Consider the following 26,213-nt stretch of genomic DNA (forward strand, 5'->3'; position numbering starts at 1 on the left):
TCACAAGGTTTGCAGAACGATTTCTGTCACATCCTGTGCAACACTGTCCATGTCCCGGTTGCCGTCAATCACACGGAACCGGTCCGAGAATTCATCAGCCAATGCCAGAAACCCGGCCCGCATCTTTTGCTGCAGGTCGATGCCGAAATCTTCAAAGCGTTCCTCGGTGCCTTGCCGCCCCTTGGCGCGGGTCAGTCCGGTTTGAGGGTCCATGTCTATCAGCAGGGTCAGGTCCGGCTCGCGCCCGATCATGAGCGTGTGCAACTGATCGACCACACCGCGAAGGTTGCCGCGCGACAGACCTTGATACATGCGCGTGCTGTCGGCGAAGCGGTCGCAGATCACCACTTTGCCTGCGGCTAGGGCCGGTTCGATGGTGCGTTCCAGATGATCCCGGCGCGCGGCGGTGAAGAGTAACAGTTCTGTCTCAGCCGACCAGCGATCGGGGTCGCCTTCCAGAACCAGACGGCGGATTTCCTCGGCCCCGGGAGAACCGCCAGGTTCGCGGGTCAGAACGACATCATGCCCAAGTCTGCGCAAATGACCCGCCAGCATGCGTGCTTGCGAAGATTTGCCCGATCCGTCAATGCCTTCGAAGGTCAGAAACAACCCAGTTTTCGTCACAGTGCATCCAATGGGTTGCCGATTACATCGGTGAGAATAATACCACCCACGGTCATCATCCGCACCACGAAGCCGCCGGCAGCAACGCTTTCAGCTGCCACTAGTGGGCGCCGGATTTCCGGTAGTCCCTCGGGCTTGATCACCAGTTCAGCCAATTGCTGGCCTTTTTCGATAGGTGCATTGATGGGGCCGTCATAAACCACCTCGGCTTCGATATTCTTGTCTCCCAATACCGGGAACAACAGCGACAGATCCTCTTCCGGCACCAGACCTACGGTTTTTTGGGCACCCATCCAAACCTTGGCATCGGCTATCGGCGTTTCCGCCTTGGCAACTGTCCTCTCGACAAAATTTCGAAACGACCAGTTAACCACGGACTCAGCCTCCTCTGCCCGTGTGCCTGTGCTATCGAGGCCGGTGAGCACAAATATCACGCGGCGGTCGCCCTGTTTGGCCGAGCCGACAAGGCCATAGCCAGCCTCTTGCGTGTGCCCGGTCTTTAGGCCATCAGCGCCGATCCCGAGCTTGAGCAAGGGGTTGCGGTTGCGTTTGTTAGAGGGCGCGCGACCGTCGAATTCAAACTCTTCCTCGGCGAACAGCGGGTAATACTCCGGGAAATCCGAGATCAACCGGTTCGCCAAGACAGCAAGATCGTGGACAGACATCATGTGCCCGGCCGCAGGCCAGCCGTTCGAATTGGCAAAGTTTGAGTTATCCATACCCATCTGCTTTGCGCGCTGGGTCATGTAGCGAGCAAAACCGGCCTCTGTCCCATCGGGGCTGAGCGCTTCGGCGATGACTACGCAGGCGTCGTTGCCTGACAGTACAATGATGCCCCGCAGCAAGTCTTCGACGGTGACACGATCCTGGGTGTTCAGGAACATGGTCGAACCGCCATAGCTCATCGCGTGTTCGGATACGGGCAGTGTTTCACCCAAGGTCAGACGACCATCGCGCAACGCCTCAAACGCTACATAAAGCGTCATCAATTTGGACATCGATGCGGGCGGCAGGGGCTGATCGGCCTCTTTGGACAGCAGAACCGTGCCGGTCGTCTGGTCGATTACATAAGCCGCGCGGGCGGTTGTATCGAAAGCATGAGCGGGCATTGCTAGAAATGCCAGCCCGAGGGTCAAAACAGATGATCGCAGTGAGGATAGCACTGGGGCCTCCTTTGTTTCAGTTTTTGACGGTGAACGCGTCGGTAAAGCCAAGGTCCTTTACGTCGCTCTGCATCGCGTTGCGTTCCGCGCGATTGGCTGCCGGGCCAACAAGAACGCGCCAGACCGTTTTGTCGCCGGTCTTCAGTTCGCGAACACGTGCGGGTATGCCGTTTCGTTCGATTTTCGAGGCCGCACTCTTGGCGTTTTTTTCAACTTTGAAAGTTCCAACCTGCACAAACGGCTTTTTCAAAGAGCGAGATGCCGTTTCTGCAGCGGCTGTGTTTGCACTGACCAAAGTCGGTGCCGAGGCTTCGATGGCTGCTGCGGCGCCTTCAATGGGATCCAGAGGCGTTTCCGTGATCGCGTCAGGGTCTTTCTTCTGCCACCACTTGCGTTTCTTTGGCTGTGCCTCCGGCGCTATGACCTCAGGGTCCGACAGGTTTGCTGTCGGCGTGGGCTCTGCAGTCGCTTCCACAATTTCTTCATTTGCCGAGGTCGCCTCGGTTGCGTCCTCGGCAGTCGCTGCGGTGGTGGCTTCTGCAACGCCTGCCGCCGCAACAGTTTCTTTCTTTTGCCACCACTTACGTTTCTTGGGCTGTGCCTCAGATGGTGTGACCCCGGGGTCTGAATGGTTCGCAGTTGGGGCGGCGTCAGCAGTTGCTTCGATAACTTCTTCAGCGGCGGTCGAGGTCACTTCGGTTGCGTTATCGGCGGTCGCTGCTGCAGCGGCTCCAGCTACGCCTGCCGCCGCAACGGTTTCTTTCTTTTGCCACCACTTGCGCTTGGCTGGTTTTTCCTTGTCAGCAGATGCCGTTTCGATCGCGTCGTCCTGCGTCTTGGGTTCTAGTTCCGCTGGTGCCTCGTCTGCGGTCTGGGCCGCCGGTGCCTCTTCTTTCTCAACTGGTTTACGCCGAAGGGCGATGACTTCGACTTTGGTCGGAGATCCAGCAAGAATACCTAGCTTTTCTGCCGCTGCGGATGACAATTGCAAAGTCGGCCCGGGCAGGTTTCTCTCGCGCCGGAACAGAGCGCCGTTAATGGACTTATTGTTCGTTGTGTTCTTGATGACGACACGTTCGGGCTGGGTCACATCCGGGTGGGCCACCCATATACCACCCAGAGAGGGCCGACCGTCCCACAAACCGGCCTCTGTCACTTGGAAGGCTTCCGGCGCTTCAACGGTTGGCCCAGATCCAGCCAACGCAGATGGAAACAGTTCAATAGGGTTGCCTTTCTGCGTGTCTTCAGTCGCTGCCTCGGACGATTCCCCATCTGGTGACAACGTTTCTTCACAACCGGCCAGAACTGCCAATGCTACGACCAATGCCGCCAAAGATCGCGGTTGTGCGCGTGTCTCAGTCGCTCGTTTCATTTTGTCATCCCTTGCCTGAAGGGGGCTTGCTTCCAAGACCCCGCCGCTGCTTGCCGGTTCTATTCTGCCGGTCTGTTACGGTCCTCAATGAAATCATAACGCGGGCAGGGGTTCATGGAAAGGCCGCTGCGCTTGCTTCGGCGAGATTTCCTTATTTGCTCTTGCCACCGTTTCAAGTTCGCCGTAGACCCAGCCTCACGCGGGGAGGTGGCAGAGTGGTCGAATGCGGCGGTCTTGAAAACCGTTGGGCGTGAGAGCGTCCCCAGGGTTCGAATCCCTGTCTCCCCGCCACTCATACCTGTCTCACTTCAGTTGTATTTTCTGATCCGGAATTGTTACGCAATTCCCGCGCGTTGGCGCATGCGCTTTTAATCAGAGACGAAGCAAACCGTACATTCAGAGGACAATTCAGGCGCCAGTCTCAGTGTCGCATTTTAGCGGGGTCGCTTTGGGCTGGATTTCCCTGATAACCTGCAATTTACAGGGAATTTTCGCAAACCGGGACTGACTTCCGTCATTTCTTCTATCAGAACTGTATGTTTCTCAGAGGTTTATGTTGCAAATTCCCTAAAAGGTGGAACAGGGAATTTCCTCGTGCGAACAGGGAATTGTTCCGCCGGATCAGGGAGGGCGAAGTCTGTATCAGGGACGCAGGAGCTGGAGATGTCAGAAGCCGAACAGGCGTTCCTGTTCGGACCATTCAAGTGGGTGGGTCACGCTGACCAGACGCTTGAGTGTGAGTTCGGGCGGCTGGGTCCCGTCGAGAATCGCCGTTTGAATTTTTGGTGAGAGAAAGGCGAGCTGAGCACGGGTGCGGATGAAGGCGTCAGGGACGCTTTCGCGGCGGGCAATCTCCATCAGTTGAACTCCGGCCTTCAGATCACGGGCCCAGCCATGTGCGCGGATCAGCATGGACCGGAGGTGGGGATCAGGTTGGGGTGCCACGTCCCCGGCAATGACCTTAGCCTCGACGCCGCGGCGGCGCAGATCGAAAGATGCGGTGACGTGGGTGAGATCCGGGTGCAGATGATCGGCGGCGATGCCAAGTGCGCTTGCCAGAGTTTTGGGGTTAAATTCGAGGTCGATCTGTCCTCGTGCAAGTTTGCCTTTGGCCAGAAGAGCAGCGCCGATCTGACAGCCATGGCCTAGAAGCCGGGTTACTAAATCCGCAACTGAAGTCTGAACTGCCTCGGCTGACCCGGCCTCCGGCTGCGCCAGTACTTGGTGCGCCGCGGCGGCGTCTTGCAAATGTCTGACGATGACATCAATGACCGCGTTTTCCAGCGCAGGGCCGGGCAGTCGCCAGCCAGAGATATCCTTGCCGCCTGAGATCAGTCGATTGGAGATATAGTAGCGCAACCGTCGGCCTTTGCGCGTGGTGTGGGTCGGCGTCAACCGATCACCAGTTTCGTCATACAGCAGACCGGTGAGCCAGGCCCCGGGGTCAGTGGAGTGTTGGCGCGCATCGGAGTCGCCGCGTGCCCGCGAGCGGTTGGAGGCCTGTCGCATTTTTTCCTGCACCCGGTCCCAGATGTCCTGATCGATGATCGCCGGATGTTGTCCGTCCCAGATCTTATCCTTGTGGCGGATTTTTCCGAGATAGACCGGATTGCGCAGCAGGTAATAGATTTGACCCCGTGACAGCGGACAATCCCCCTTCACACTGCCATCTGTCCGAACAACCCGTTTTGACCGCAGGTCTTCTGCCTTTGCCCGTTCTTCTACTTTGCGCAGGCAACCAAGCTCGTCATAAAGCCCAAAGAGATGCCGGACCGTTCTGGCCTCCTCTTCATTCACCACCAGCGTTCTTGCCTTCGGATCGGGGTGGCGATCATAGCCCAGAGGCAGGTTGCCACCCATCCAAAGCCCCTTCTTCTTCGACGCTGCAATCTTGTCGCGAATACGTTCGGCGGTGACTTCCCGTTCAAACTGAGCAAAGGACAACAGCACATTCAGCGTTAACCGGCCCATGGAAGATGAGGTATTGAAGGCCTGCGTGACGGACACAAAAGAACAGTTTGCCTGTTCCAGCCGGTCGACCAGCTTAGAGAAGTCGGCAAGCGACCGGGTCAGCCGGTCAATCTTGTAGACCACCACCATGTCAATACGCCCGGCATCGATCTCTTCAAGAAGGCGCTGAAGGGCGGGTCGCTCTAGGGTGCCGCCCGACAGGCCACCGTCATCGTAGCGCCCGGACAACAGGGTCCAGCCTTCATGTCGCTGGCTTGCGACATAGGCCGCGCAGGCCTCATATTGCGCATCCAGCGAATTGAAGTCCTGATCCAGACCATCTTCTGAGGACTTGCGCGTGTAGATGGCGCATCGGATTTTACGGCGCGGGCTCATTTGGCCGCCTTGCCGGTGAGCCCAAAGAAACGCGGCCCTGACCAATGCGCGCCGGTAATCTCTCGGGCGATGGCCGAGAGTGAGCGATAGGACCGACCGTTCCAAGTGAAGCCGTCTTCTGTAACGTCGACTACATGGGTCACACTATTCCACTCGCGTAGCAGGCGCCCGCCGGGTTTTAGGGCAGGGCATGTAGGCCGGGGTTTCTTCCCAGAGCCCTTTTCCAGCGTGGCTTTGACCTGCCGGGGTAGCCCGCCGTGACGGCGGGACTGCATCTCAAAGGCGATAAAGCGGCGCAGAAAGGGTTGGCTGAGCATGGCGGGGGCGGGTTGATCAAACAGTTGCTGCCAAAGCGTGACCAGATCCGATCGTCCCATGACGGCCAGATCGGCAACATCGCTAGTCTTGGTCATGACTCTTCTCCTGTTCCCACCGTCAGGTGATAGGTGGAAGAACCATCTGGTTTGTCGGATGTCCGCCTTTCAATTGTGACGCCTTTTTTCCGCAGGCCGCTTAGAGCCGCTCGGACCGAATGAAGCTGCCACCCCGTTGCTTTGCAGAGCGCCTCAAGGCTGGCGCCGCTCGGGCGACGCAACAAAGCTTGAACCTTGTCAATTTTGGTTTGCTTCCGTTTGGACATGAACTGTCTCCTCTGATCTTGGGTCAGCGAGATGCCGAACCCCGGTACCGAGGAGCGCCCGAATGGCTCGGGCGTAGGTTCAGTGATGCGTGGTTTACGGCAACAGTCCAGCTCTTTCTGAAACGATTACTGGAGGCGTGTGTTTTGAAGTGCGACGCTGCCGTACCCCCGATTATTCGTCAACAATCTTAATTGGTTACTTTTAGTTTGGGGGGTTGCGTCTCGTATTGATGGCACCTACATTCGACCTAATCGCCCGGACTATCGGGGCGGGAAACTGCTCCCGCAGGCAGCACTCATTGGAAACACAGGTTTCCGCAGAGAGCATTCAAAGGAGCAACGTCTCGGATCGATTGGTCCGGGGAGTTGCGATTTGTGCTCTCTCCGATTTTCCAACGCGATCCCTCCATCTCGACGTCCGCGCGGCGTCACGCAAAAGGAGGCGGTTATGCCTGCTAAAAACACACACAGCGACGTCCAGGCGTCCAATACGCCTATCTGGATGGCCGAAAAAGTTATCCAATCCCAGATCAGCCAGATCAAGCCCTACGCCAACAACAACCGCGTGCACGCGGCCAAGAATGTCGACAAACTGAAGGCATCGGTGGCCCAGTTTGGCTTTGTCACTCCGATCCTGTTGGATGGTTCGGGCACAATCATCGCGGGTCATGGCCGCTATGAAGCCGCCAAGGCCCTGGGGTTGAATTCCGTACCGACTGTTGTCGCGGATCACTTGTCAGAAGCGGAAGTGCGCGCTCTGCGCATTGCGGACAACAAGCTGGCGGAATTGTCCGACTGGAACGAAGCTGCTCTGCAGATTGAGTTTGCCGAGCTGATGGATCTCAGCCTTGATGGCGAGCTGGATTTTGATCTGGAAATCATGGGGTTCGAGGCACCGGAGATCGACATCATCATCGATAGTGCGGGCGAGGCCACGGAGACGGAAGCGGAAAGTGTAGAGGCCCCGGACCCTGCGGCACCCGTAATCACGGAGCCGGGCGACCTCTGGGTTCTCGGAGATCATCGCATCTTCTGCGGGGATGCCCTTCAAGCCCAGAGCTACGACACCTTGCTGGAAGGCGAGCGCCCGCAGATGGTCTTCACCGATCCTCCTTATAACGTGCCGGTCAATGGGCATGTGCGGTCCGGCAATAGCGCCGAACACCGCGAGTTTGCCATGGCGTCGGGGGAAATGTCGGATAGCGAGTTCCGCGGCTTTCTTTCAGGCGTGATCACCCAGTTGTTTGGCCGTCTGCCAGACGGGCGTATTGCAATGATCTGCATGGACTGGCGTCATATCGAAGAACTGATTGCGGCGGGCAAGGCAGGTGGCTTTGATCTCATCAATCTCTGCGTCTGGAACAAGACCAACGGGGGAATGGGCAGCCTTTATCGCTCCAAGCATGAGTTGATTTGCATTTTCAAGAAGCCTGGTGCGCCGCACATCAACAACGTCGAGCTGGGCAAACACGGGCGCAACCGGACCAACGTCTGGGATTACGCCGGTGTGACCAGCTTTGGGGCGGGGCGCGAAGCTGACCTCTCAGATCATCCCACGGTGAAACCGACAGCTTTGGTGGCGGATGGCATCATGGATGTGAGCCATCGCGGCGATGTTGTTTTAGACGCCTTTGGCGGGTCCGGGGCGACCTTGCTGGCAGCAGAGAAAACCGGGCGGCGGGCGCGGCTCATTGAGCTCGACCCGGCCTATGTCGATGTCGCCATCCGCCGTTGGCAGGAGATGACTGGTGAGAACGCCGTGCACGCGGTGACCGGCCAGACGTTCGATGCGCATTCTGCGGCAACCGATGCCACTTCAGAGCTGGAGGCGGATCATGTCTGACGATACGAAAGACTACGAGGTGGGTTTCGGCAAGCCGCCCAAAGCGACCCGGTTCAAGAAAGGCCGCTCTGGCAATCCGAAAGGGCGGCCGAAAGGTGCCAAAGGGGTGAATGCCAGCTTGAAACGCGAATTGGAAACCAAGATTACGGTTCGCGAAGGCAGCCACGAAATCCGGATTTCCAAGGCTGAGGCAATTGCCAAGCGGTTCACAGCAGGCGCGTTGAAGGGCGACACGAAATTGTTGATGGCGCTGCTTAAGCTGGACACAGATCTGTTCAACGCAAGTGAATTGGACGCGCAAGAAAGCGTCCGTGCGGTTGAGCCGGACGCTGTCGACTACGACATCCTCCGGGATTTCTTTTCCAGCCAACTGGACGGTGACGGTGATCTGGAAAACGAGGAGGCGGAAGATGACGACTCCTGATCCAAAAATCGTCGTGCAAGCCGCTCGCGAGGTTTGCCGGGACAATTTCTTTCCCTTCGTGTGGCGTGTGTTTGGCACGCTGCATCAGGGGACAGACCGCAGCTTTGATCCGGCCTGGCATGTGCGTGCTATGTGCCATGAGTTGGACAACGTACGCATCGGCGAGAACAAGCGGTTGATCATCAACATTCCGCCCCGGTGCCTGAAATCGGTCACCGTGGCTGTTGCATATGTCGCTTATCTTCTCGGTCATAACCCCAGCGCCAAGATCATCGTTGCCAGCTATGGGTTGGATCTGGCGCGCAAACATTCCGAAGATTGTCGTCGGATCATGTCTGCGCGCTGGTACCGGGAAATGTTCCCTGAAACGGTCTTGGCTAGAAAGGGCAATACCTCAGAAGAAATCCGCACCACAAAGGGAGGCAGCCGTAAGGCTGTCTCCATTGGAAGTTTTGTCACCGGTCATGGCGCCGACTACATCATCATCGATGACCTGCTGAAAGCCGGAGATGCCGGCTCCGAAGCCGAGCTGATCAAGGCACAGGAGTTCATTGAGGGGACCTTGTTGTCGCGCTTCGACAATCCGGCCGAAGGGCGCGTGGTTATGGTTGCGCAACGGTTGCACGAGATGGATCCGCCGGGCTATCTGCTCGAACGCGGGACCTATCGGCATCTGAATCTGCCTGCCATCGCCGAAGACCATGAAGGGGTTCCTCTTGGGCGTGGAAGGGTCATTCACCGCAAACCGGGTGATCTCCTGTGCCCGTCCCGTTTGGATCAGCAAACGCTGGATACCAAGCGTCGCGAAATGGGCGCGGCCGTGTTCAATTGCCAGTATCAGCAGAACCCCATTGCTCCCGACGGGTCGCCCTTGCGCTGGGAGTGGTTTGGCACCTACGAGACCATCGAAGATCGCCGCTGGTTCCAACTGGTGGTTCAGAGCTGGGATACGGGCATGTCGGCAGACCCCCGGTCTGATTTCTCTGTCTGTACAACCTGGGGGTTCCGCGAAAATGCGTGGTATCTTATCGACGTCTGGCGCGGGCAGGTAGACTACCCAGACCTGAAAGCCAAGGCACTGCAACTGGTCGGCCGTTGGGATCCCGATCGTGTCCTGATCGAAGATGCGGCCTCCGGCAAACCTCTTTTGGACGAATTGTTTCGTGATGACCGTCGGCGCTACGAACGCATTAAACCCGACAAGGACAAGGAAACCCGGTTCCAGTCCGCTTGCGGTCCTGTCGAAGAGGGCAAGGTTTATCTGCCTGCAGATGCATCCTGGCTGCCGGTATTCAAACGGGAGCTTCAGTCCTTTCCACGCGGACGCAACGACGATCAGGTCGACAGCTTTGCCCACTTTCTGAACTGGTCCAAGGGACCGGGCTTCTACCGGGCATTGGGCCGCGACCACCGGATCAACATCGAACGTCGGGAGCGTAATCGAGAGAGGGTCAGGCGACGGTAGGATCTCGGAGTTGAGCTTGAAAACTCGTTGAATAGTACTGGGAGGGCCGATGTCGGACCAATCCTGAGAGCGGCCCCAATGACCGCTCGCAGCCACAAACCGGTCTAATCGCTAATGCCGTCGGATGACGGCTTTGAGCCCAAGGGAGACACCCTGCTTCTGTCAAGTTCGCAACTGCGGCATCCCGCAGTGTCTCTTGGCCAGCCGCAGGGCAGCATTAGAACCGGACGTTCGTTTGGTCCGCAGCGAAGACTGAAGGGGCCGTGTCTGCAACGCGGACGTTTCTGCCGGTCGCTGATGCAGCGAAATCACCTTGATTGCTCAGCAGGATTGCCGGGTCAGAGATCGAAACCGCCAGCATCAAAGCCGCCGTCAAACCCTCCGAAATTGCCGCCACCAAAATCGGGTTCCGGGAGCGGAACCGCAATTGGCGGGCTGGGTTCGATCGGCAAGCCGGGCTCAGGTGGCAAGACATCGGGCGGCAGAACGCCGGGCGGGCGCGGATAGTAACCACCCCAGCGCCACCAGGGGCCACGACCATAGCCGACATGGACGGAAACGCCGGTCCGCACGTTGGGCTGGCCAGTGGTAGGCCCGCAGGCGGTCAGTGCGAAGGTCGCAGCGACAAGAGCCACGGGCAAGGTCAGGCGCAGTATGGGCACCATCATGCCGCACCTCCGATCAGCGACACCCCAACCGCCGCGCCGGTGGGATCGAGCAGCACGGCTGCATCTTCGGCGACGGTCAGCGGGCCTCCGCCCAGTTCCTGAGACCGGGCAATGGCCCGACCGATATCCGAGACACCAACGTAGGGCAGCCATGTCGGTTCCGCTTTGCGTCGGGATATCCGCACCAACCCGCCACGGACGGCGCCACCGCTGGAAAAGACGGTTTGACCATTCTTCTGCGCGGTCTCCCATCCGGCGAGCGCGTGATAGAAAGACCGGGCCCGACTGGGGTTGTCAGTCAGAAGATCGGCCCAGTACCATGTGTTCTCCCGCAGTGAACCGTTCAGCGGGAACCCGCCCGGCCCGTCATACAGCACCAGCAACGCCCCGCTTGCGTCGCGAATGGTAGAGAACGTCCCGGCAGATGTGGCGAAGGGAGACCTGACCTGCTTGCCACCCCTGCCCAGGGCAATCTTCGTTGCCGCGATGGTATCGACGACGGTCAGCACGGGGACCCATTGCGACGGAAACTCGACATCAGAGCCCGCATCGTCAGAAGCAATCACACCGCCTAGCGCCTCTCCACCTCCGCTGACAGGAATATACCCGTCACTGGCCGGGGATCCGAATTGCCAGCCGAACATGCCGCCATAAAAGGACTTCGCCGCATCAGGGTCGCTGGTGATCAGATCAAACCAAGCAAAACTGCCGGGCACGATACTTTGACGCGTAGCGACGCATCCGGCGATTAGCAGTGCCGACGCAGCCAGGGAAGTTCCCAGCATCATTCTGCGGTTCATCATCAAATCAAATCCCAACAATTCACTTTGGTCGAACTCGGTGAGTTAATCAGGCCGGCTCCGCCAAATCAACCGTCACTTGACGGTCAGTCGGTGTTCGGTTTTCAAGGAAATCTACCCGAGCGGCATTTCAGCAAACGGCGATTACGGCCGCATGTGAAACATCCGACGGCCGTGCAGTGAATGGCGGGATTGGTTTTGGACCTTTTACACGATTCGAATGTCCGGTTTTTAGAAATGATGCCGCGCCGCCGCTGACAACACAGTGAATCGGTCGAGCAATCAAGGTGCTTTTCGCTGCGGACGCATCAGGCAGCTCCGTCCGCACAGCGGTCGCTCGCGACATTTCGGCGAATGACCGCACCGAGCCCAATGTGCAAAATTCTGCGCGATGAATGAACGTCTGCAACTCTGTGCTTCACGCCGGTTGTGCGATCCGGGCAATTCGTTGGAACTTCTTACGGTAAGCAGCGGGTGTCATGCCAGTACCGCGCTTGAAGACTCGTCGAAAGGACGCCGGATCGTCATAGCCGATGGCGGCGCCCACTTCGTCATTGCTGATCTGATCCGTCTCCAGCATCTGCTTGGCTTCTTCAACCCGCAGCGCCTGCACGTATTCGATTGGGGCAAAGCCCGTGGCCGTTCGGAACCGGCGTGAAAAGGTACGCGGATTGAGGCCGGATCGCTCAACCATCTTCTCCACCGGGTTGGCGGTGGCATAATGCTCGGCAATCCATTCCTGACTGTCGGTGATCGGGCCGTCGTTAGACTCCATAGGCCGGGTCATAACCGCATAGGGCGACTGGCCCTCGGCATGCCCCCCGATCAGAAATACCTTGGCGGTTTCAATCGCAACCTGATAGCCACAGAAGCGTGCAATCAGGTAGACCACCAAATCATGCCAGGCACTGACGCCCCCGGCGGTAACGATCCGATCTTCCTCTGCGGCCAGACACAGCACCGAGTCCGTCTGGAACGAGATATTGGGGAAATGTCGCTGGAACATGTCACGATAGGCCCAATGCGCCGTGGCACGATGGCCATCCAGCAAGCCCCCCTCGGCCAAGAGCAGCGATCCCGAGCAGACCGACGACACCAGCGCCCCGCCAGCGTGCATCCCCTTTAGCCAGGCAATCTCGCGCGGGTAGCGTCCGTGCGGCACATCGTAGATCGTAGTGTACATGTCACAGACAATCACCGCATCGGGGTTCGCGACATCGCCAATGGCGGCGTGTGGCTCTACCGGGATATTGCCGATACAACGGAATGGCTTTCCGTTGGCGCTGACAATCTTCACGTCCAGTAATTCATCCCCCGGCTTGCCAATCACCATATCCAGATAAACAGCCCCCGCCGACATCAACACATCATAAAGCCCATATAGCACTGAGGCTGAGGTCTCTGGCGCGGCCAGCAACAGAATCTGCGGCCTCTTCGCCATGGTCGAAATCCCCCTTCTTTCAAAGAATGTCCAAAACGGCCCGGTTATGACCGGTCTGCCATAATCGCTTGTCCAGTATGCCGCAAAACTGGCAAAATCGCCACTGAGCGCGCCAAACCCGATGCGTTACCCTTTCTGTAAATGGAGGAAAGGATTTGATCATGAGCGCCCCAGACACAAATATTTCCGGCTTTCAAGGTGAGCTTCTAACAGCAGGGGTAGACGGCTACGACACGGCACGGGGCGTCTGGAACGCAATGATCGACAGGCGGCCTGCACTGATTGCGCGGTGTCGGAATACGCAAGACGTGATGGCCGCTGTGCGCCATGCCGAAGCCCATGATCTGGGTATTTCAATCCGAGCGGGTGGCCATAACGTGGCAGGTCATGCGGTCTGCGATGGCGGGCTGATGATTGATCTGACACAGATGCGAGGTGTCAGCGTTGAAGCCGAACGACGCATCGCTTCGGTTGAGGGCGGCGCACTCTGGGGTGACGTGGACAAGGCTACGCAGGCCCATGGGCTGGCCACACCCGGCGGTCTGATCTCGGATACAGGCGTGGCTGGCTTGACGCTCTCGGGTGGCATCGGTTGGCTTCGGGCCAAGCACGGGCTGTCGATTGACAACCTCGTAGCGGCGGATGTGGTGACGGCCGATGGCACGCTTGTACACACCAGCGCCGATGAAAACCCGGAGTTGTTCTGGGCGCTCAGGGGCGGTGGCGGCAACTTCGGTGTGGTGACCCGGTTCGAATTCTCCCTGCACCCGGCCGGGCCCGAAGTCATGTTCGCCGCCCCGATTTACGCAGTAGAAGACGGCCCCGGCCCGATCCGCGCTTGGCGGGATTTCATGCTTGAGCATGACGGGCTCATCGGTTCATTGTGCGAGTTTTCAACCGCGGGTGGCGAAGATTTCCCCAAGGAAAGCTGGGGGAAGCGCGTTTTTACTCTGGCCTGCGTGTACAACGGGGACGCTGCCGAAGGCGAAGTGCTGATGCAGCCCCTGCGAGAGCTGGGGAACATGGTCACCGATTTCTCGGGCCGGATGAGCTATTGCGAGGTTCAGATGCTGTTTGACACGCTCATGCCCGCCGGTGACTTCCGGTGCTATTGGAAGGCACGCTATCTGACTGATCTTTCTGACGAGATGATTGACCTTGCTATGGCCAATGCAGAGGCCGCGCCCTCGGAAAACTCGATCTCGTCACTCTGGAACTTCGGCGGGGCCACCGCGCAGGTGCCTGCGGATGCCACCGCCTTTGGCGACCGCTCTTTCGGATGGATGTATTCGCTCGATGGCGTCTGGCCGGATGCGGCAGACGACGCTGCAAATATTGCCTGGGCACGCGATGGCTGGGAAAGTGCCGCACGCTTCGGGCACGAGGGCCGCGCTTATCTCAATTTTCCCGGCCATGGCGAAGACAATGATGCGCTGACCCGTGCGACCTTCGGGGCAAACTATCAACGGCTGGTCGAAATCAAGAGGAAATTTGATCCGCGAAACCGCTTCCGGTTCAACCAGAACATCAAGCCGGAGGCGTAAGGCATGACCCAGACTAACCCGACCCCGGCCACTGGCACAGGCGCAATTTTCTTGACCGAAGGTGGCATGGAAACCGAGATCATGTTTCGCCACGGGTTCGAATTGCCCGAGTTCGCCATGTTCCCGCTGCTTGAAAACCCCGAGGCCGTAGGCGCCATGCGACAAGTCCTGTCAAATATGCTGGACGTCGCCGCCGAATTTGGCCTGTCGTTCATGCTGACGGGGTTGGACTATCGTGCCAGCCCCGATTGGGGGGCGAAGCTGGGCTATTCTCCTTCTGGTCTGGCCGAAGCCAATATCGCCAGCATCGAGTTCTTGCGTGAAATCGCAAAGCCCTATGTTGGCCAGATCCCGCAACTTCTGATCGGTGGCTGTATTGGGCCGCGTGGTGATGCTTATGGATTGAACACCGAAATTTCCGCCGAAAGCGCTGAAGACTATCATTCGGTGCAACTGGAAACGCTGAAAGCAGCAAACGTGGACTTCGCCTGCGCGGCAACTTTCAACAACATTCCAGAGGCTGTCGGCGTATCCCGCGCTGCAGCGAGGATAGGCGTTCCGCTGACCGTTTCACTCACGCTGGACAGTTCTCATCGGCTGCGCTCCGGACCGACACTGGCGGAAGCCATCCCCGCGATTGACCATCAAGCCGGGGACGCCGCGCCGGATTATTACCTGCTCAACTGCTCGCACCCGTTGGAATACGAACCGGCATTGACCGAGGGCAACTGGTTAAACCGCCTGCGCGGCGTGCGGCCCAATGCTTCGAAGATGGAGAAAATCGCATTGTGCAAACTGGGCCATATCGAAGATGGTAACCCTGTGGAACTTGGCCAGCAACTGGCCGACCTACGGGCGCGCTATCCGCACATGGACATCTTCGGCGGCTGCTGCGGCACCGGCCACACCCACCTGCGCGAGATTGCTCGAGCGCTTACTAAGACAGTCGAGAAGGCGGCAGCATCGAACCAACCTGCCGTTCGAGCTATAGATACTTTTGGCCAGATCGTCCCGCTAAGCAGCCAGTAGATCGTCCGCACCTTTACCACTTCTCGCCGAATGGCCGAATATCGAGTTCGAACGTCCAAGCAGATTTGTCTTGATGCGCAAGCATCAACGCCGTTTCCGCAATGCGCTGGGGTTGGATAAAAAACTCGTCGGGCTCGTTTGGAGCGAAGTTCGTTCGGGTGTCTTCCGTGTCGATCACGCCATCGATGACCAAGTACGCAACGTGTACGCCTTTAGGACCCAGTTGCTTGGCAAGCGCGTTCGCCAGTGTGCGCTGTGCCGATTTCGAAGGGGCAAATGCCGTTGTCCAGACGTTCCCCCGGAGCGCTGCAGTGGCACCAGATACGATGATTGCGCCGGAACCACGTTCGGACATTTGAGGTGGTCTTGTCAGAAGAACTTTGCTTGAGCGGGGTAGGGGTGTTGCATAGCTTTTGCTCATGACCAGACCTGCCTCTTTCAAGTACTTCAAAACCAGTCCCGAGATCATCCGCCTTGCCGTGATGCTGTACATCCGTTTCCCGCTCTCGCTTCGGAATGTCGAAGGGTATTGTCAGAAGAACTTGGGTTGAGGCGAGTAGGGGGGCGTTCTGCTTACACAATGCGACCACAGAATGTAGTGGTGATCCAAATGCCCGCGCCGTCATGATCTGGGATGACAGACAGCGCGGGCCATAGTCTGGCCATGGGACCGCCCAGACTATCTGGAATGCGTATTTGGGCAAGCGAGGTTAACCAGATTGGTGTGGCTGCTGTTTCACGACAATGTTGTCTCAATTGGTATCCAACGACTTGCACAGTTCGCCCCATCCTCAGACACGGGACTGCAAGATCAATACTCAATCAAGTATAACGCGCGCGAGAAATATTTACTTTCTGCGCGTAAAAATACTTGATTTGTTGCATCTTGGATTCAAGTATGCGAGTGCGTGGCAAATTTGTATTACCTCTGTTGCTTACGCATTTGCCAGATTTGTCTGGTAACCTCCTGGAGACGTAAGTGAGTGGCGTCGCCAGGAGGTCTGTTTTGCTTGAATGGTGATGGCTAAAATGGCCCGAACCTAGGCTTGCAAGGTAAACCTTTCCATCTGAGCAGATTTCAGTGTCCGTACACAAAGTAGATACTCGCTGCTAATTAGCGAATGACCGCACGCGACCTGAAGTAGACATGCGAAAAAAAGCAATGGCCGTCTGCTATAAGCCCACTCCGGTACTTTCATTTTTAAAGCTGGTTGGCACGAATAAGAAGCTGTTCGTCCCCCGTCTTGTTTGGGTCATCGCGCATGGATCTGAGTGGTCCTGGTGCACGGGATTTGGAGAAGTCTGCTCTTACAGGGTAAGTTAGTGCCTTAGTCCTCTCGACCGAAGGGAGGCCAAAAAGAGGTCAATCATAATGAACGACGCCCTAGAAGACGCCGCCCCACCTTCAGGGCCACCATGGATAGTTCCGGAAATTCAACAAAAGATCGCTTGGAGGGACGGTGATGTGGTGATTTCTGTTCCAATTAAAAGCGGGACAACCTGGACAATGAACATCGTTCATCAGTTATTAGCAGGCGGAACCGATGATTTTCGAGACGTTTACGAAGAGGTGCATTGGATTGAGTTTTTGGCCTTCCCCGGGCAACCCCAGAAAGTCGTGGTGGAACGTGTAGCAGCCATGCCAGCCAACACGCGCCGCGCTTTCAAGACGCATTCGCCGCCACCTGCGGTGCCGTTTCAGAGCGCCGGGTCGGGCACTGACGTCAATTATGTCGTAATCATGCGAAATCCGGAGGAGGCCCTCGTTTCATTCAGGCCATTCCTGAACAAGCACTCGGACGCATGGTATGAACTTTGGGGCGTGCCAAGAGAAGCCCTTTGTCGACCCGACTTTCCATCCTTCTATTTTGATGTGATTGACGCCAACGGTATGCAAGGCGCGATCTTTGGCTTTCTCGCAGCGTGGTGGCCGCTCCGGAATGAACCAAACGTTTTGTTCCTGCACTTCTCTGACATGAAGAGTGATCACCAAGGATCAATCCGAAAGATTGCCGAATTCATTGGTGAAGAGCTGAACGAAGAACAATGGGCTAATGTACTGGAGTTTACATCCTTCCCATGGATGAAAGCGAATGAGGGAAAGTTTGAAGGGCGTACGGCCTCAGAAATCCCGATCCTTAATTCCGGAGCCATGATCCGCAAGGGCGCCGTTGGCGAGGCAAGAATGGATGGAATGACGGAGGAGATTTCCCGGCACCTACGCGAAGTGGGCAGCCAGATTTGCCCGGATTCCGCCGCCATCAAATGGGTTTACGAGGGAGGCACTTTACCCAATTAAGTCGCGCATGTGCGACAGAGCAAATACGGAAGAACTGGCATGATCAAGGACCAATGGGCAGGTCTCTGACAGCGTGCCCTGTCCGCCAAGCGGCCGTTAAGTGAGACCAAACGTGCTGCAATGCAGCCAACGGCGACTTTGTCCGTAACGTAGACGCGTGTCGTGAGCGGGTTATGACTGCTTCGAGCTGAGAGTAGACTTTCGACTAGCTTGATGCATTCAAAATTGTTTTCCACTCTGAGCCGGTATTGATCCCCAAGAAGCGGAAAAAACGTCAAGATTAACGAACAACCGGCTGGCATGGTAGGCACTTAGTCGGGACTAGATATTAAATGAAGTTAGCGGTACGAGTTTCCGAACTTATTCAAAGTACTCAGGATGGCGTTCGTGAATAAACGCAATAGTGTCGTCGAGGCGGGATAAGTGTTTTCTGACTGCAGTTTGCGCTTTTGACAGATCCCGCGAGGCGAGTCCATTTGCGATCTCATAGTGGTCTTCCAAAATGGAATTCGCCTCGCGGTCTTTCTCAAGACCAAGCATACAGAGACGATCCACTTTTTGCTTGCATTCCAGCATAACTTCGAACGCTAACGGGTTGCCGCCCAGAACGTAAATTAGTTTGTGAAAATCATAATCGAGCGCGTGAAAGGCAGATAGATCCCCTTGCGTCAGAGCATTCTCCTGAAGGGCTAAGTTTTCGCTTAGCTTCGCATCCCGATCTGAATCCCAAGTCTCAACCGCCATGTAAACTATTTCAAGTTCGACGGCCCTTCGTACCAAACGAGCAAGCTCTAGGCGATCCATTGAAAAGCCTCGAACCTCGGTTGCTTTTTGCGGTCGGATAAGTAGCAAATCCTCATTTCCAAGCCTGGTGAAGGCGTTGCGAACAGGTTGGCGAGAGACGCCAAATCGGCGTGCGACTTCCGTCTCGGACAATTTTGTACCGGGAAGAATTTCGAGCGAAACGATCTGATCGTGCAGTGTTTCGTAGACGGCATCAGTGGTTGTTCGGGTTCTAATTCCGTCCACGATTTTTTCTTCTATCCTCTGATTCATAATCCTGTCGCCACAGTTTGAGTGGTGATTAAGATATTGTTATTGCGCGTGAAAAACCAGAATTCGCACGTATTTAGGCTAGGCTTTTTCGGTTAACATCAAAGAGCCTGTTACCTTTGAAGTCAAGGCCGTCACATGTTTCAAACGAGTCGTTGACACAACTTGGATACTAGTGTCCTTATGGGGTCAGCAGTGATTCCGGCTCTGGGAGGAAGCAGGAAGTTTTGCGACTTTCATCCTCCAGACGACACGTTTTGGCCTGTTGCTGCCCAGAAAAAACGGGAGGAGACCCATGACTTCTACGAAATCGCTTTTTGCAGCAGTATCCGTTGCACTGATCGCCTCATCAGCATCGGCTGAAAGCTGGCGCGCTTGGAACATTCACAATGACGGCCACCCCAATACGGCGGCGATGGACAAGTTCGCTGAGCTTGTAGACACAGCCACAGATGGTGAAGTCACGGTAGATGTGTTCCACGGCGGCGTTCTTGGCTCGCAACCCGATGCGCTGGAGCAAGTGCGTATTGGAGCCATCGAGGTCGGCAACTTCAACCTTGGTCCGATTGGTCCGATGGTCAAAGAGGCAAACCTTGTATCGCTTCCGTTCATCTTCAAAAGTGTGCCGCACATGTTCCGCGTAATGGAAGGTGAAGCTGGCGCGGTCGTTGCCGAAGCGATGGGTGAGGCAGGAGTCCTTCCCCTTGCATATTTTGATGCTGGAGCCCGGTCATTCTACAGCCAGAAACCAATCAACTCTCCAGCCGATGTGGAAGGCTTGAAGATCCGAGTTATGAACAACGATCTCTACACTTCGATGATTTCGGCGATGGGTGGAAATCCGTCTCCCATGGCTTTTTCGGAAGTACAACAGGCACTGAAAACAGGCGTTGTTGATGGGGCGGAGAACAACTTCCCGTCGTTCAAAAACGTCGGCCATTACGAAGTGACGTCGCACTATTCCCTGTCTGAGCATTTGATAATCCCCGAGTGCATCTGTGTGAATACAGCCAAGTTCAACGCGCTTAGCCCCGAACTACAAGAAGCTGTACGTAGTGCGGCACAAGAAGCGGCTCTGTATCAGCGCGAACTGTGGGCTGTTGGATCTGAGCAAGCACGATCTGACGTTGAAGCGGCTGGCATCACAGTCAACGAAATCGCAGACAAGAGCCCCTTCCAGTCAGCGATGAACGTAGTCTATGCCGACTACCTCGCTGCCAACCCAGATATGAAAGCGTTGGTCGAGATGGCCCAGGCCACTGAGTGATTTGCCAAAGCGAATACAAATAAGCGTGTCCGGTTTCCTTCAAAGAAGCCGGACTCGTAAAGCCAAAAAAGGGGGCGGCATGCAAGTTTCAGGCAAGACATCAGAGTTTCTAAGGAGGATGGATTTCTTCCTCGACCTGCTCGCCCGCCTTTGTACCGTGTTGGCCGGCGTCGCCATCGTGACTATGACCGCCATCTTTGCGTGGCTGGTCTTTGGCCGGTACGTCCTCAATGACACGCCCACCTGGGTTGAACAGGTATCGCTTTTACTTGTCATGGTCATTGCCTTCCTCGGCGCAGCAGCCGGAGTGCACAACCATACCCACCTCTCAGTTGTTCTTTTTCGGGGCATGGTGCCGCCGAAAGTACGAACAGTCTTTGTCTGCATCACAGATATGCTGCTAGCCGGATTTGGCGCGATGATGTTCTGGTATGGGCTTGAATTGACCGAATTCAAATGGGGCACGTTGATCCCGCTTATTCAATGGCCCGAGGGCCTGAGATCCCTGCCTATGACCATTAGTGGAGCATTGGTCCTTCTGTTTTCCATCGGTCATCTGATCCGCCTGTTTCTGGGCGAGGATGCGCGTCAAGACAGTATAGATCAGGGATAATCATGGGACTTGCAGTTCTTCTCGGGGTCTTTGCCCTTTCCGTCATCATTGGCACTCCGGTCGCTTACGCACTCGGGATTTCTGCCTTGGCTGCGTTTTGGTATGAAGGCTTGCCTTTGTTCGTCGGCTTTCAACGAATAGTCGCAGGAATCAACGTTTTTTCGCTTATGGCTATCCCGTTTTTCATTTTCGCTGGCGAGCTGATGTTCCACGGTGGCATAGCCGTCAGATTGGTAAAGTTCGCGCAAGCCGCTGTCGGTGCCGTGCGCGGCGGGCTTGGCATTGTGAACGTGTTTTCCTCTATGCTTTTTGGTGGGATCTCAGGTTCGGCGATCGCGGACATCTCCGCGCTGGGCTCAATTCTCATCCCCGTTATGAAGGACAAGGGATACGATGCTGACTATGCGGTGAATGTCACGGTGACATCTTCCATCGCCGGAATCATCATTCCACCCAGTCACAATATGATCATCTTTGCTCTTGCTACGGGCGGTGCGGTATCAATTTCCAAGCTGTTCTTGGCGGGTGTGATCCCCGGCATCCTGATGTGCTGTTGCTTGGCAATTGCTGCGTATGTGGTCGCAGTAAAGCGCGGCTATCAGGCTGAACGGTTTCCAGGATGGACGGCGCTGGCATACGCGTTTGTCGGCTCCATCCCCGGCCTGCTGACTGCCGTCATTATCGTCGGAGGTGTCCTATCAGGCATCTTTACTGTAACAGAGTCCGGTGCGTTCGGGGCCATGTATGCCTTTGTCGTCACGCTGATCGTCTACCGAAGCCTGTCATGGGATGCTTTCAAGACCGCTGTAATTTCGTCTGTGCGCACAACGTCGATGGTCATGATCCTGATCGCCTGCGCCGGTGCCTTCGCCTACATGCTGACCTACAACCGCGTACCAACCAAAACGGTCGAGTTCCTTTTGGGGATAACCGAGAACCCAATCCTGATTTTGCTGATGATCAATGCCGTTCTTTTGCTGCTTGGCATGATTATGGATATGGCAGCCTTAATCCTCATCTGCACGCCGATCTTCTTACCGGTGATGAATATGCTGGGGATCGATCCGCTGCAATTCGGCATGATCCTTCTGGTGAACCTTGGACTGGGGCTTTGCACGCCTCCGGTCGGGACCTGTCTGTTTGTAGGCTGTGCGGTTGGCCAGTTGCCGATGGAAAAAGCCATTAGAACGATCTGGCCTTTCTACCTTGCGATCTTCGCAGCGCTGATGCTGATCACCTTCGTTCCTGCCATCTCGCTCACACTTCCCACTCTCCTAATCGGCCCATAAAGCCCAAAGGACGCCGCTATGCTGAATATCAAACGATTGGACATTGAAGAAGCGCGACGGCTGATCGCGGTTGCTAGGCTCAAAGCCGAAGATATCGGGGTGCCAATGTGCATCGCTGTTACCGACGAGAGCGGTATCCTCATCGCATTTGAGCGAATGGATGGCGCCAAGATTACCAGCGTCAATCTGGCGATCGACAAGGCTTATACCGCATGCGGCATCAAAAAGAGCACGCAAGCATTGGGTGAAGTCAGTCAACCCGGAATGCCAGCGCATGGCATCGCCTCGGCCTTAGGCGGACGTATGGTGACCGTTGCTGGCGGTCTTCCTGTGCTTGCTGGTTCTGATGTCGTCGGCGGCATTGGTGTTAGCTCAGGCTCGCCTGCGCAAGATCATGACGTCGCCCAAGCTGGTGCCGATGTCTTTTCCAAAATGAAAAACCCAAACGCTTAGGAGGCGCATATGACGAATCCAAAAATCGGTTTCATTGGTCTAGGCCAAATGGGCAGCAAGATGGTTGAATGCCTCCAAAACAATGGTTTTGATCTTGTGGTCATGGGCCGCAACAAAGCGGCGGTTGCCCAAACCGTTGCGCGCGGCGCGGTCGAGGTCAGCACCCCTAAGGAACTCGCCGAGGCCAGTGATATCGTCATGCTCTGCGTGACAACATCTGACGTGGTCGAAAGCCTGATTTACGGCAAGAATGGTATTCTCGCCGGGATCAAAGAAGGCGCGGTGGTCATAGATTTCGGCACGTCCATTCCAGCGTCAACAAAGAAAATTGGCGCGGACCTTGCGACAAAAGGGGCCGGGATGCTCGACGCACCGTTGGGGCGTTCACCTATGCACGCCAAGGGCGGTTTGCTGAACATCATGGCAGCGGGCGATATCGAAACGTTTGAAAAGGTCAAACCTGTGCTCGACGTGCAGGGCGAGAACGTATTCCATCTTGGCACACTCGGCGCGGGCCATACGACTAAGCTGATCAACAACTTCATGGGTATGACAACAGCGTGTACCATGAGCCAGGCATTTGCAGTTGCAAAACAAGCGGGCATCGATGGCCAGCAGCTTTTTGAGATCATGTCTGCGGGCCCGTCCAATTCTCCATTCATGCAATTTTGCAAGAATTACGCCGTCGATGGTGTAAGTGATCTTGGGTTTTCGATCAGCAACGCCAACAAGGACATCGCCTACTTCGTTCAGATGATCACTGACATTGGAACACGCTCCGAAATCGCTGAAGGCACTTCCGCAAATCTTCAAACGGCGCTTGATGCAGGGATGGGCGAAGGCAATGTCCCCGAAATCTACGACATGTTCGTCAAACGTGGTGCAGCTTAAGCGACCCACAATAGCACATGACAACTTTCAAAGCTGAGCAAAGATGAGGGATGCCCATGAAACTCGCCGGAAAATCGGTAATTGTAACTGGAGCCGGCCGTGATATCGGCGCAGCAGTCGCTCTCAAGCTAGCCTCCGAGGGAGCAGACGTCGCAATAAACTATTTTGCCAGCAGCACAGGCGCTGAGGACGTTGTGGCCAAGATCAAAGCAAATGGCGGGACCGCATTTGCGCTTCAGGGAGACCTAACGCAGAAAAGAGACGTTGACGCATTGGTGGCGCGATCTCTCGCGGAGTTCGGCTGCATTGACGTTTTGGTCAATAATGCGGGCGGCTTGGTTGCCCGCAAAACAGTCGCAGAATCCTCACTTGAACATTGGCAATATGTGATAGATTTGAACCTGACCAGTAATTTCATGATGACGAACGCCTGTTTGGCTCATATGAAAAGCGGTGCAATCGTCAACTTGGCAAGCCAAGCCGCTCGCGATGGCGGTGGTCCCGGCTCAGTTCCCTATGCGACCTCAAAGGGCGCGATCATGACGCTGACGCGGGGTTTGGCCAAAGAGCTGGGCCCGGATATCAGGGTCAATGGGCTGTGCCCTGGCATGATTGATACTGATTTTCATAACATCCACACACCGGACGCAGGACGTCGCGGCTTTGAAGCCGCTGCGCCAATGAAACGTCAGGGCACCATTGAGGATGTCGCAAACCTTGTCCTATTCCTAGCCTGCGACGACAGTGCCTTCATTACAGGAGCTAATGTCGATCTGAATGGTGGAATGCTTTTCTCATAGTGTAGAGGAGGTACACCTTGCCTGAATTTCCAGTTGTCTCGACAGGAGAGAATGTCACACGGCAAGTTCTCTCTGATCATCCCAATCTCATGGTTGTTGCCTTTCGGTTCAGCAAAGCAGGTGCGATAGGCGCGTTGCACAGCCATCCGCATGTCCAGTCAACATATGTCGAAAGTGGCCGGTTCCGATTCACTTTGGGCGAAATTGAGCAAGAGTTCGGGCCAGGAGACAGTTTTGTTGTTCCCTCGGATCTGACCCACGGATGTGTTTGTCTGGAACCTGGAACTCTCGTGGACAGCTTCACTCCGCGGCGTGACGATTTTTTGTAGAACCCATGCGTATTTTGGCAATCGGTGAGTGCATGGCGGAACTTGCTCCCTTGGGCGATCCAGGGGAATTCAAGATTGGGTATTCGTTCTCATTTGATAGCAATCTTTTTGCCAACGAGAAGCCGATCACAGTGAGTAGCACTCGAAAGTGCGAGCTCTTCGGTTCAAGTATCCCCGAATATTTAGTGGGTAGCGGAAAAAACCAAGTGCGCTTGAACGAGGTTGAAATCAAAAAATTGGCGGTCGCAGCAACAGTTTTTCCTATGATAAACGCGAAATTTAGCTTTGTCTTTGTTGTCGGTAACGTCCGCAAGGCAGACATCAAACGGAATTCATCGAATGCCCGCTCCGAGCCAAAGCAGAAGCTCCATGCGATTACGCAAAAAAATTTGCTCGCACCAAAAATCAGTGGTCAACAATCTTACTCAATTTCCGAGGATCGCGCCCATAGATTGATTTCCTCTTCCGAGCTGACCTCGTCAATCTTAGCGAGTTCCGCTTCGGTAAATTCCAAATTCCGGACCGCACCTACGCAATCCACGATCTGCTCAGGTCGCGAAGCGCCAATAAGGGCTGTCGTAATCCGATCACCTCTCAGCACCCAAGCAAGCGCCATCTGAGCTAATGATTGACCGCGTGACGCCGCTATGTCGTTTAGAGCCCTGACACTCGTCAATGAACGTTCGTTGATCATGCCGTCCAATAGAGACTTGCCTTGGGTTGCACGACTATCTGCGGGAATGCCGTTCAGATACTTCGATGTCAAAATACCCTGGGCGAGTGGCGTGAACGCAATCGATCCCACGTTCAATTCGTCAAGCGTATCCAACAGCCCGTCCCGCTCAACCCAACGGTTGAGTAGGTTATACGACGGCTGATGAATCAGGCACGGCGTGCCAAGGTCTTTCAAGATGGCCAGCGCTTCGCGCGTTCGTTGCGAGTTGTAGCTTGAAATTCCGACATATAGTGCGCGCCCAGAGCGCACTATATGGTCTAGTGCTCCCATAGTTTCTTCCAGAGGGGTATCTGGATCATAGCGGTGGGAATAAAAGATATCTGCGTATTCTAGCCCCATCCGCTTGAGCGACTGGTCACAAGAGGCCACAAGATATTTTCGTGATCCCCACTCCCCATAGGGGCCCGGCCACATATCATACCCTGCCTTAGTAGATATGATGAGTTCGTCCCGATAGCCTGCGAAATCAGTTTTTAAAATTTCACCGAATGCTTCTTCCGCCGATCCCGGCGGCGGGCCATAGTTATTTGCTAAATCAAAGTGCGTTATACCCAAGTCAAAAGCAGTGCGGCAGAGATCGCGCTTTGTCTGGTGCGGGGTGTCCCCACCAAAGTTGTGCCATAGCCCAAGGCTTATCGCGGGTAGCTTTATGCCAGACTGCCCACAACGGCGATAGACCATTTGCTCGTAGCGGTCCGGATCGGGAAGAAATGGGCGCGGCCGAGGCTTCGGGGGGCGTTGTAATTTGCTCATCTGTCCATAGTCCGAGATCATCACCCCGTGTCAATTCAACGAGATAGTAATCGGCAATCAGCGAAGCCTGCCGTATAGACGGAACATGCCTCAGGCATTGTCAGCGCAGATTGTCAAACTGCAAACTAGTCCTCGAATAATGCGCGAACCTTCGACATGTCATACGCATGTTCCGTCAGGTTTTCAGGATCCCATTCGCTTCGCTCAGCTTCAAAAAAATCCCCGCCGTATACGTGGATTGCTCCGGTAAACTTGGGGATAGGGTTTGTAACCGAGTGAATGAGAACGGCGGTGAGAAAGTCGACCACGGTAGCGGCGGGATAACCCTGCTGCGGGCGGCGTAAAAGTCGTCCATCTTTGCCCTTCTTTTC

General features: G+C 55.8%; 25 protein-coding genes, 1 tRNA gene and 2 pseudogenes. 15 read left to right on the forward strand and 13 right to left on the reverse strand.

Going from position 1 to position 26,213, the window contains the following annotated elements:
• The 3 genes from tmk to ACR0LN_RS08525 form a co-directional block, all read right to left on the reverse strand.
• Complete coding sequence (gene tmk / locus ACR0LN_RS08515) at window positions 1-624, reverse strand: dTMP kinase (RefSeq protein ID WP_480429041.1); 624 nt, start codon at window positions 622-624, stop codon at window positions 1-3.
• Complete coding sequence (locus ACR0LN_RS08520; protein ID WP_480429072.1) at window positions 621-1,733, reverse strand: D-alanyl-D-alanine carboxypeptidase family protein; 1,113 nt, start codon at window positions 1,731-1,733, stop codon at window positions 621-623. Before ACR0LN_RS08520 ends, tmk begins: the two co-directional genes overlap by 4 nt.
• Window positions 1,734-1,803: 70 nt before the next feature.
• Window positions 1,804-3,159 carry an SPOR domain-containing protein gene (locus ACR0LN_RS08525; RefSeq protein WP_480429042.1) on the reverse strand — a complete coding sequence of 452 codons (1,356 nt, stop codon included), beginning with the start codon at window positions 3,157-3,159 and terminating at the stop codon, window positions 1,804-1,806.
• 201 nt (window positions 3,160-3,360) lie between these two features.
• Here ACR0LN_RS08525 and ACR0LN_RS08530 point away from each other — a divergent pair.
• Window positions 3,361-3,450, forward strand: a tRNA-Ser gene (locus ACR0LN_RS08530).
• Between the two features lie 375 nt (window positions 3,451-3,825).
• Here the strand turns inward: ACR0LN_RS08530 and ACR0LN_RS08535 are convergent.
• From ACR0LN_RS08535 to ACR0LN_RS08545, 3 genes are read right to left on the reverse strand one after another with little or no spacing between them, the layout of a single operon-like run.
• Complete coding sequence (locus ACR0LN_RS08535; protein ID WP_480429043.1) at window positions 3,826-5,505, reverse strand: recombinase family protein; 1,680 nt, start codon at window positions 5,503-5,505, stop codon at window positions 3,826-3,828.
• Entirely contained in the window at window positions 5,502-5,918 is a 417-nt protein-coding gene (locus ACR0LN_RS08540; RefSeq protein ID WP_170464512.1) for a DUF2924 domain-containing protein, read from the reverse strand. The genes ACR0LN_RS08535 and ACR0LN_RS08540 overlap by 4 nt, the downstream gene beginning before the upstream one ends.
• The gene (locus tag ACR0LN_RS08545) at window positions 5,915-6,145 is read right to left on the reverse strand and encodes a DUF3489 domain-containing protein (protein WP_170554399.1); all 231 of its coding nucleotides are present in this window, start codon (window positions 6,143-6,145) and stop codon (window positions 5,915-5,917) included. The genes ACR0LN_RS08540 and ACR0LN_RS08545 overlap by 4 nt, the downstream gene beginning before the upstream one ends.
• Window positions 6,146-6,593: 448 nt before the next feature.
• On the opposite strand from ACR0LN_RS08545, the gene ACR0LN_RS08550 reads away from it, so the two are divergent.
• Genes ACR0LN_RS08550 through terL form a run of 3 tightly spaced genes read left to right on the forward strand, consistent with a single transcriptional unit; the run spans window position 6,594 to window position 9,877 of the window.
• Window positions 6,594-7,988, forward strand: coding sequence for a site-specific DNA-methyltransferase (locus ACR0LN_RS08550; RefSeq protein WP_254439165.1), 1,395 nt, complete (start codon window positions 6,594-6,596; stop codon window positions 7,986-7,988).
• A complete protein-coding gene (locus tag ACR0LN_RS08555; protein WP_170463294.1) occupies window positions 7,981-8,412 on the forward strand; it encodes a DUF5681 domain-containing protein in 432 nt (143 codons plus the stop codon). Before ACR0LN_RS08550 ends, ACR0LN_RS08555 begins: the two co-directional genes overlap by 8 nt.
• The gene (gene terL, locus ACR0LN_RS08560; protein WP_480429044.1) at window positions 8,399-9,877 is read left to right on the forward strand and encodes a phage terminase large subunit; all 1,479 of its coding nucleotides are present in this window, start codon (window positions 8,399-8,401) and stop codon (window positions 9,875-9,877) included. Before ACR0LN_RS08555 ends, terL begins: the two co-directional genes overlap by 14 nt.
• 338 nt (window positions 9,878-10,215) lie before the next feature.
• On the opposite strand, the gene ACR0LN_RS08565 is transcribed toward terL, so the two are convergent.
• The 3 genes from ACR0LN_RS08565 to ACR0LN_RS08575 form a co-directional block, all read right to left on the reverse strand.
• On the reverse strand, window positions 10,216-10,545 hold the full coding sequence (locus tag ACR0LN_RS08565; protein WP_170384192.1) for a hypothetical protein: 330 nt from the start codon (window positions 10,543-10,545) through the stop codon (window positions 10,216-10,218).
• On the reverse strand, window positions 10,542-11,348 hold the full coding sequence (locus tag ACR0LN_RS08570) for a VOC family protein (protein WP_170464508.1): 807 nt from the start codon (window positions 11,346-11,348) through the stop codon (window positions 10,542-10,544). The genes ACR0LN_RS08565 and ACR0LN_RS08570 overlap by 4 nt, the downstream gene beginning before the upstream one ends.
• 415 nt (window positions 11,349-11,763) lie before the next feature.
• Entirely contained in the window at window positions 11,764-12,786 is a 1,023-nt protein-coding gene (locus tag ACR0LN_RS08575) for a GlxA family transcriptional regulator (RefSeq protein ID WP_480429045.1), read from the reverse strand.
• Window positions 12,787-12,947: 161 nt separating this feature from the next.
• Here ACR0LN_RS08575 and ACR0LN_RS08580 point away from each other — a divergent pair, with 161 nt between their 5' ends.
• Both ACR0LN_RS08580 and ACR0LN_RS08585 read left to right on the forward strand, forming a co-directional pair.
• On the forward strand, window positions 12,948-14,330 hold the full coding sequence (locus ACR0LN_RS08580; protein ID WP_480429046.1) for an FAD-binding oxidoreductase: 1,383 nt from the start codon (window positions 12,948-12,950) through the stop codon (window positions 14,328-14,330).
• Window positions 14,331-14,333: 3 nt separating this feature from the next.
• The gene (locus ACR0LN_RS08585; RefSeq protein ID WP_480429047.1) at window positions 14,334-15,359 is read left to right on the forward strand and encodes a homocysteine S-methyltransferase family protein; all 1,026 of its coding nucleotides are present in this window, start codon (window positions 14,334-14,336) and stop codon (window positions 15,357-15,359) included.
• A gap of 13 nt (window positions 15,360-15,372) precedes the next feature.
• On the opposite strand, the gene ACR0LN_RS08590 is transcribed toward ACR0LN_RS08585, so the two are convergent.
• Entirely contained in the window at window positions 15,373-15,828 is a 456-nt protein-coding gene (locus ACR0LN_RS08590; RefSeq protein WP_480429048.1) for an SDR family NAD(P)-dependent oxidoreductase, read from the reverse strand.
• On the opposite strand from ACR0LN_RS08590, the pseudogene ACR0LN_RS08595 reads away from it, so the two are divergent.
• A pseudogene (locus tag ACR0LN_RS08595) lies at window positions 15,779-15,883 on the forward strand (IS6 family transposase); the annotation flags it as partial. The gene ACR0LN_RS08590 and the pseudogene ACR0LN_RS08595 sit on opposite strands and share 50 nt — an antisense overlap.
• Before the next feature lie 848 nt (window positions 15,884-16,731).
• Window positions 16,732-17,658, forward strand: a complete 927-nt coding sequence (locus ACR0LN_RS08600) for a sulfotransferase domain-containing protein (RefSeq protein ID WP_480429051.1) — start codon at window positions 16,732-16,734, stop codon at window positions 17,656-17,658.
• Between the two features lie 360 nt (window positions 17,659-18,018).
• Here ACR0LN_RS08600 and ACR0LN_RS08605 read toward each other — a convergent pair whose 3' ends face one another.
• Window positions 18,019-18,714, reverse strand: a complete 696-nt coding sequence (locus tag ACR0LN_RS08605) for a GntR family transcriptional regulator (RefSeq protein WP_480429052.1) — start codon at window positions 18,712-18,714, stop codon at window positions 18,019-18,021.
• Between the two features lie 292 nt (window positions 18,715-19,006).
• Here ACR0LN_RS08605 and ACR0LN_RS08610 point away from each other — a divergent pair, with 292 nt between their 5' ends.
• From ACR0LN_RS08610 to ACR0LN_RS08640, 7 genes are all read left to right on the forward strand, one after another.
• Window positions 19,007-19,978: a TRAP transporter substrate-binding protein gene (locus tag ACR0LN_RS08610; protein WP_480429054.1), complete on the forward strand. Its 972-nt coding sequence runs from the start codon at window positions 19,007-19,009 to the stop codon at window positions 19,976-19,978.
• 79 nt (window positions 19,979-20,057) lie between these two features.
• Window positions 20,058-20,591 carry a TRAP transporter small permease gene (locus ACR0LN_RS08615; RefSeq protein WP_170375922.1) on the forward strand — a complete coding sequence of 178 codons (534 nt, stop codon included), beginning with the start codon at window positions 20,058-20,060 and terminating at the stop codon, window positions 20,589-20,591.
• Window positions 20,592-20,593: 2 nt separating this feature from the next.
• Complete coding sequence (locus ACR0LN_RS08620; RefSeq protein WP_480429055.1) at window positions 20,594-21,880, forward strand: TRAP transporter large permease; 1,287 nt, start codon at window positions 20,594-20,596, stop codon at window positions 21,878-21,880.
• Window positions 21,881-21,898: 18 nt separating this feature from the next.
• Entirely contained in the window at window positions 21,899-22,333 is a 435-nt protein-coding gene (locus ACR0LN_RS08625; protein ID WP_170646569.1) for a GlcG/HbpS family heme-binding protein, read from the forward strand.
• Window positions 22,334-22,342: 9 nt separating this feature from the next.
• Window positions 22,343-23,224: an NAD(P)-dependent oxidoreductase gene (locus ACR0LN_RS08630; protein ID WP_480429057.1), complete on the forward strand. Its 882-nt coding sequence runs from the start codon at window positions 22,343-22,345 to the stop codon at window positions 23,222-23,224.
• A gap of 56 nt (window positions 23,225-23,280) precedes the next feature.
• Window positions 23,281-24,024, forward strand: a complete 744-nt coding sequence (locus tag ACR0LN_RS08635) for an SDR family NAD(P)-dependent oxidoreductase (RefSeq protein ID WP_480429058.1) — start codon at window positions 23,281-23,283, stop codon at window positions 24,022-24,024.
• A gap of 17 nt (window positions 24,025-24,041) precedes the next feature.
• Window positions 24,042-24,353: a cupin domain-containing protein gene (locus tag ACR0LN_RS08640; RefSeq protein ID WP_480429060.1), complete on the forward strand. Its 312-nt coding sequence runs from the start codon at window positions 24,042-24,044 to the stop codon at window positions 24,351-24,353.
• Window positions 24,354-24,774: 421 nt separating this feature from the next.
• Here ACR0LN_RS08640 and mgrA read toward each other — a convergent pair whose 3' ends face one another.
• Together mgrA and ACR0LN_RS08650 are read right to left on the reverse strand one after the other, a co-directional pair.
• Window positions 24,775-25,842 (reverse strand): L-glyceraldehyde 3-phosphate reductase, encoded by a 1,068-nt coding sequence (gene mgrA, locus ACR0LN_RS08645; protein ID WP_480429061.1) that lies wholly within the window; start codon window positions 25,840-25,842, stop codon window positions 24,775-24,777.
• 125 nt (window positions 25,843-25,967) lie between these two features.
• Window positions 25,968-26,213 (reverse strand): annotated as a pseudogene (locus ACR0LN_RS08650) (hypothetical protein); the annotation flags it as partial.

This window comes from Ruegeria sp. AA6, from assembly GCF_056542865.1.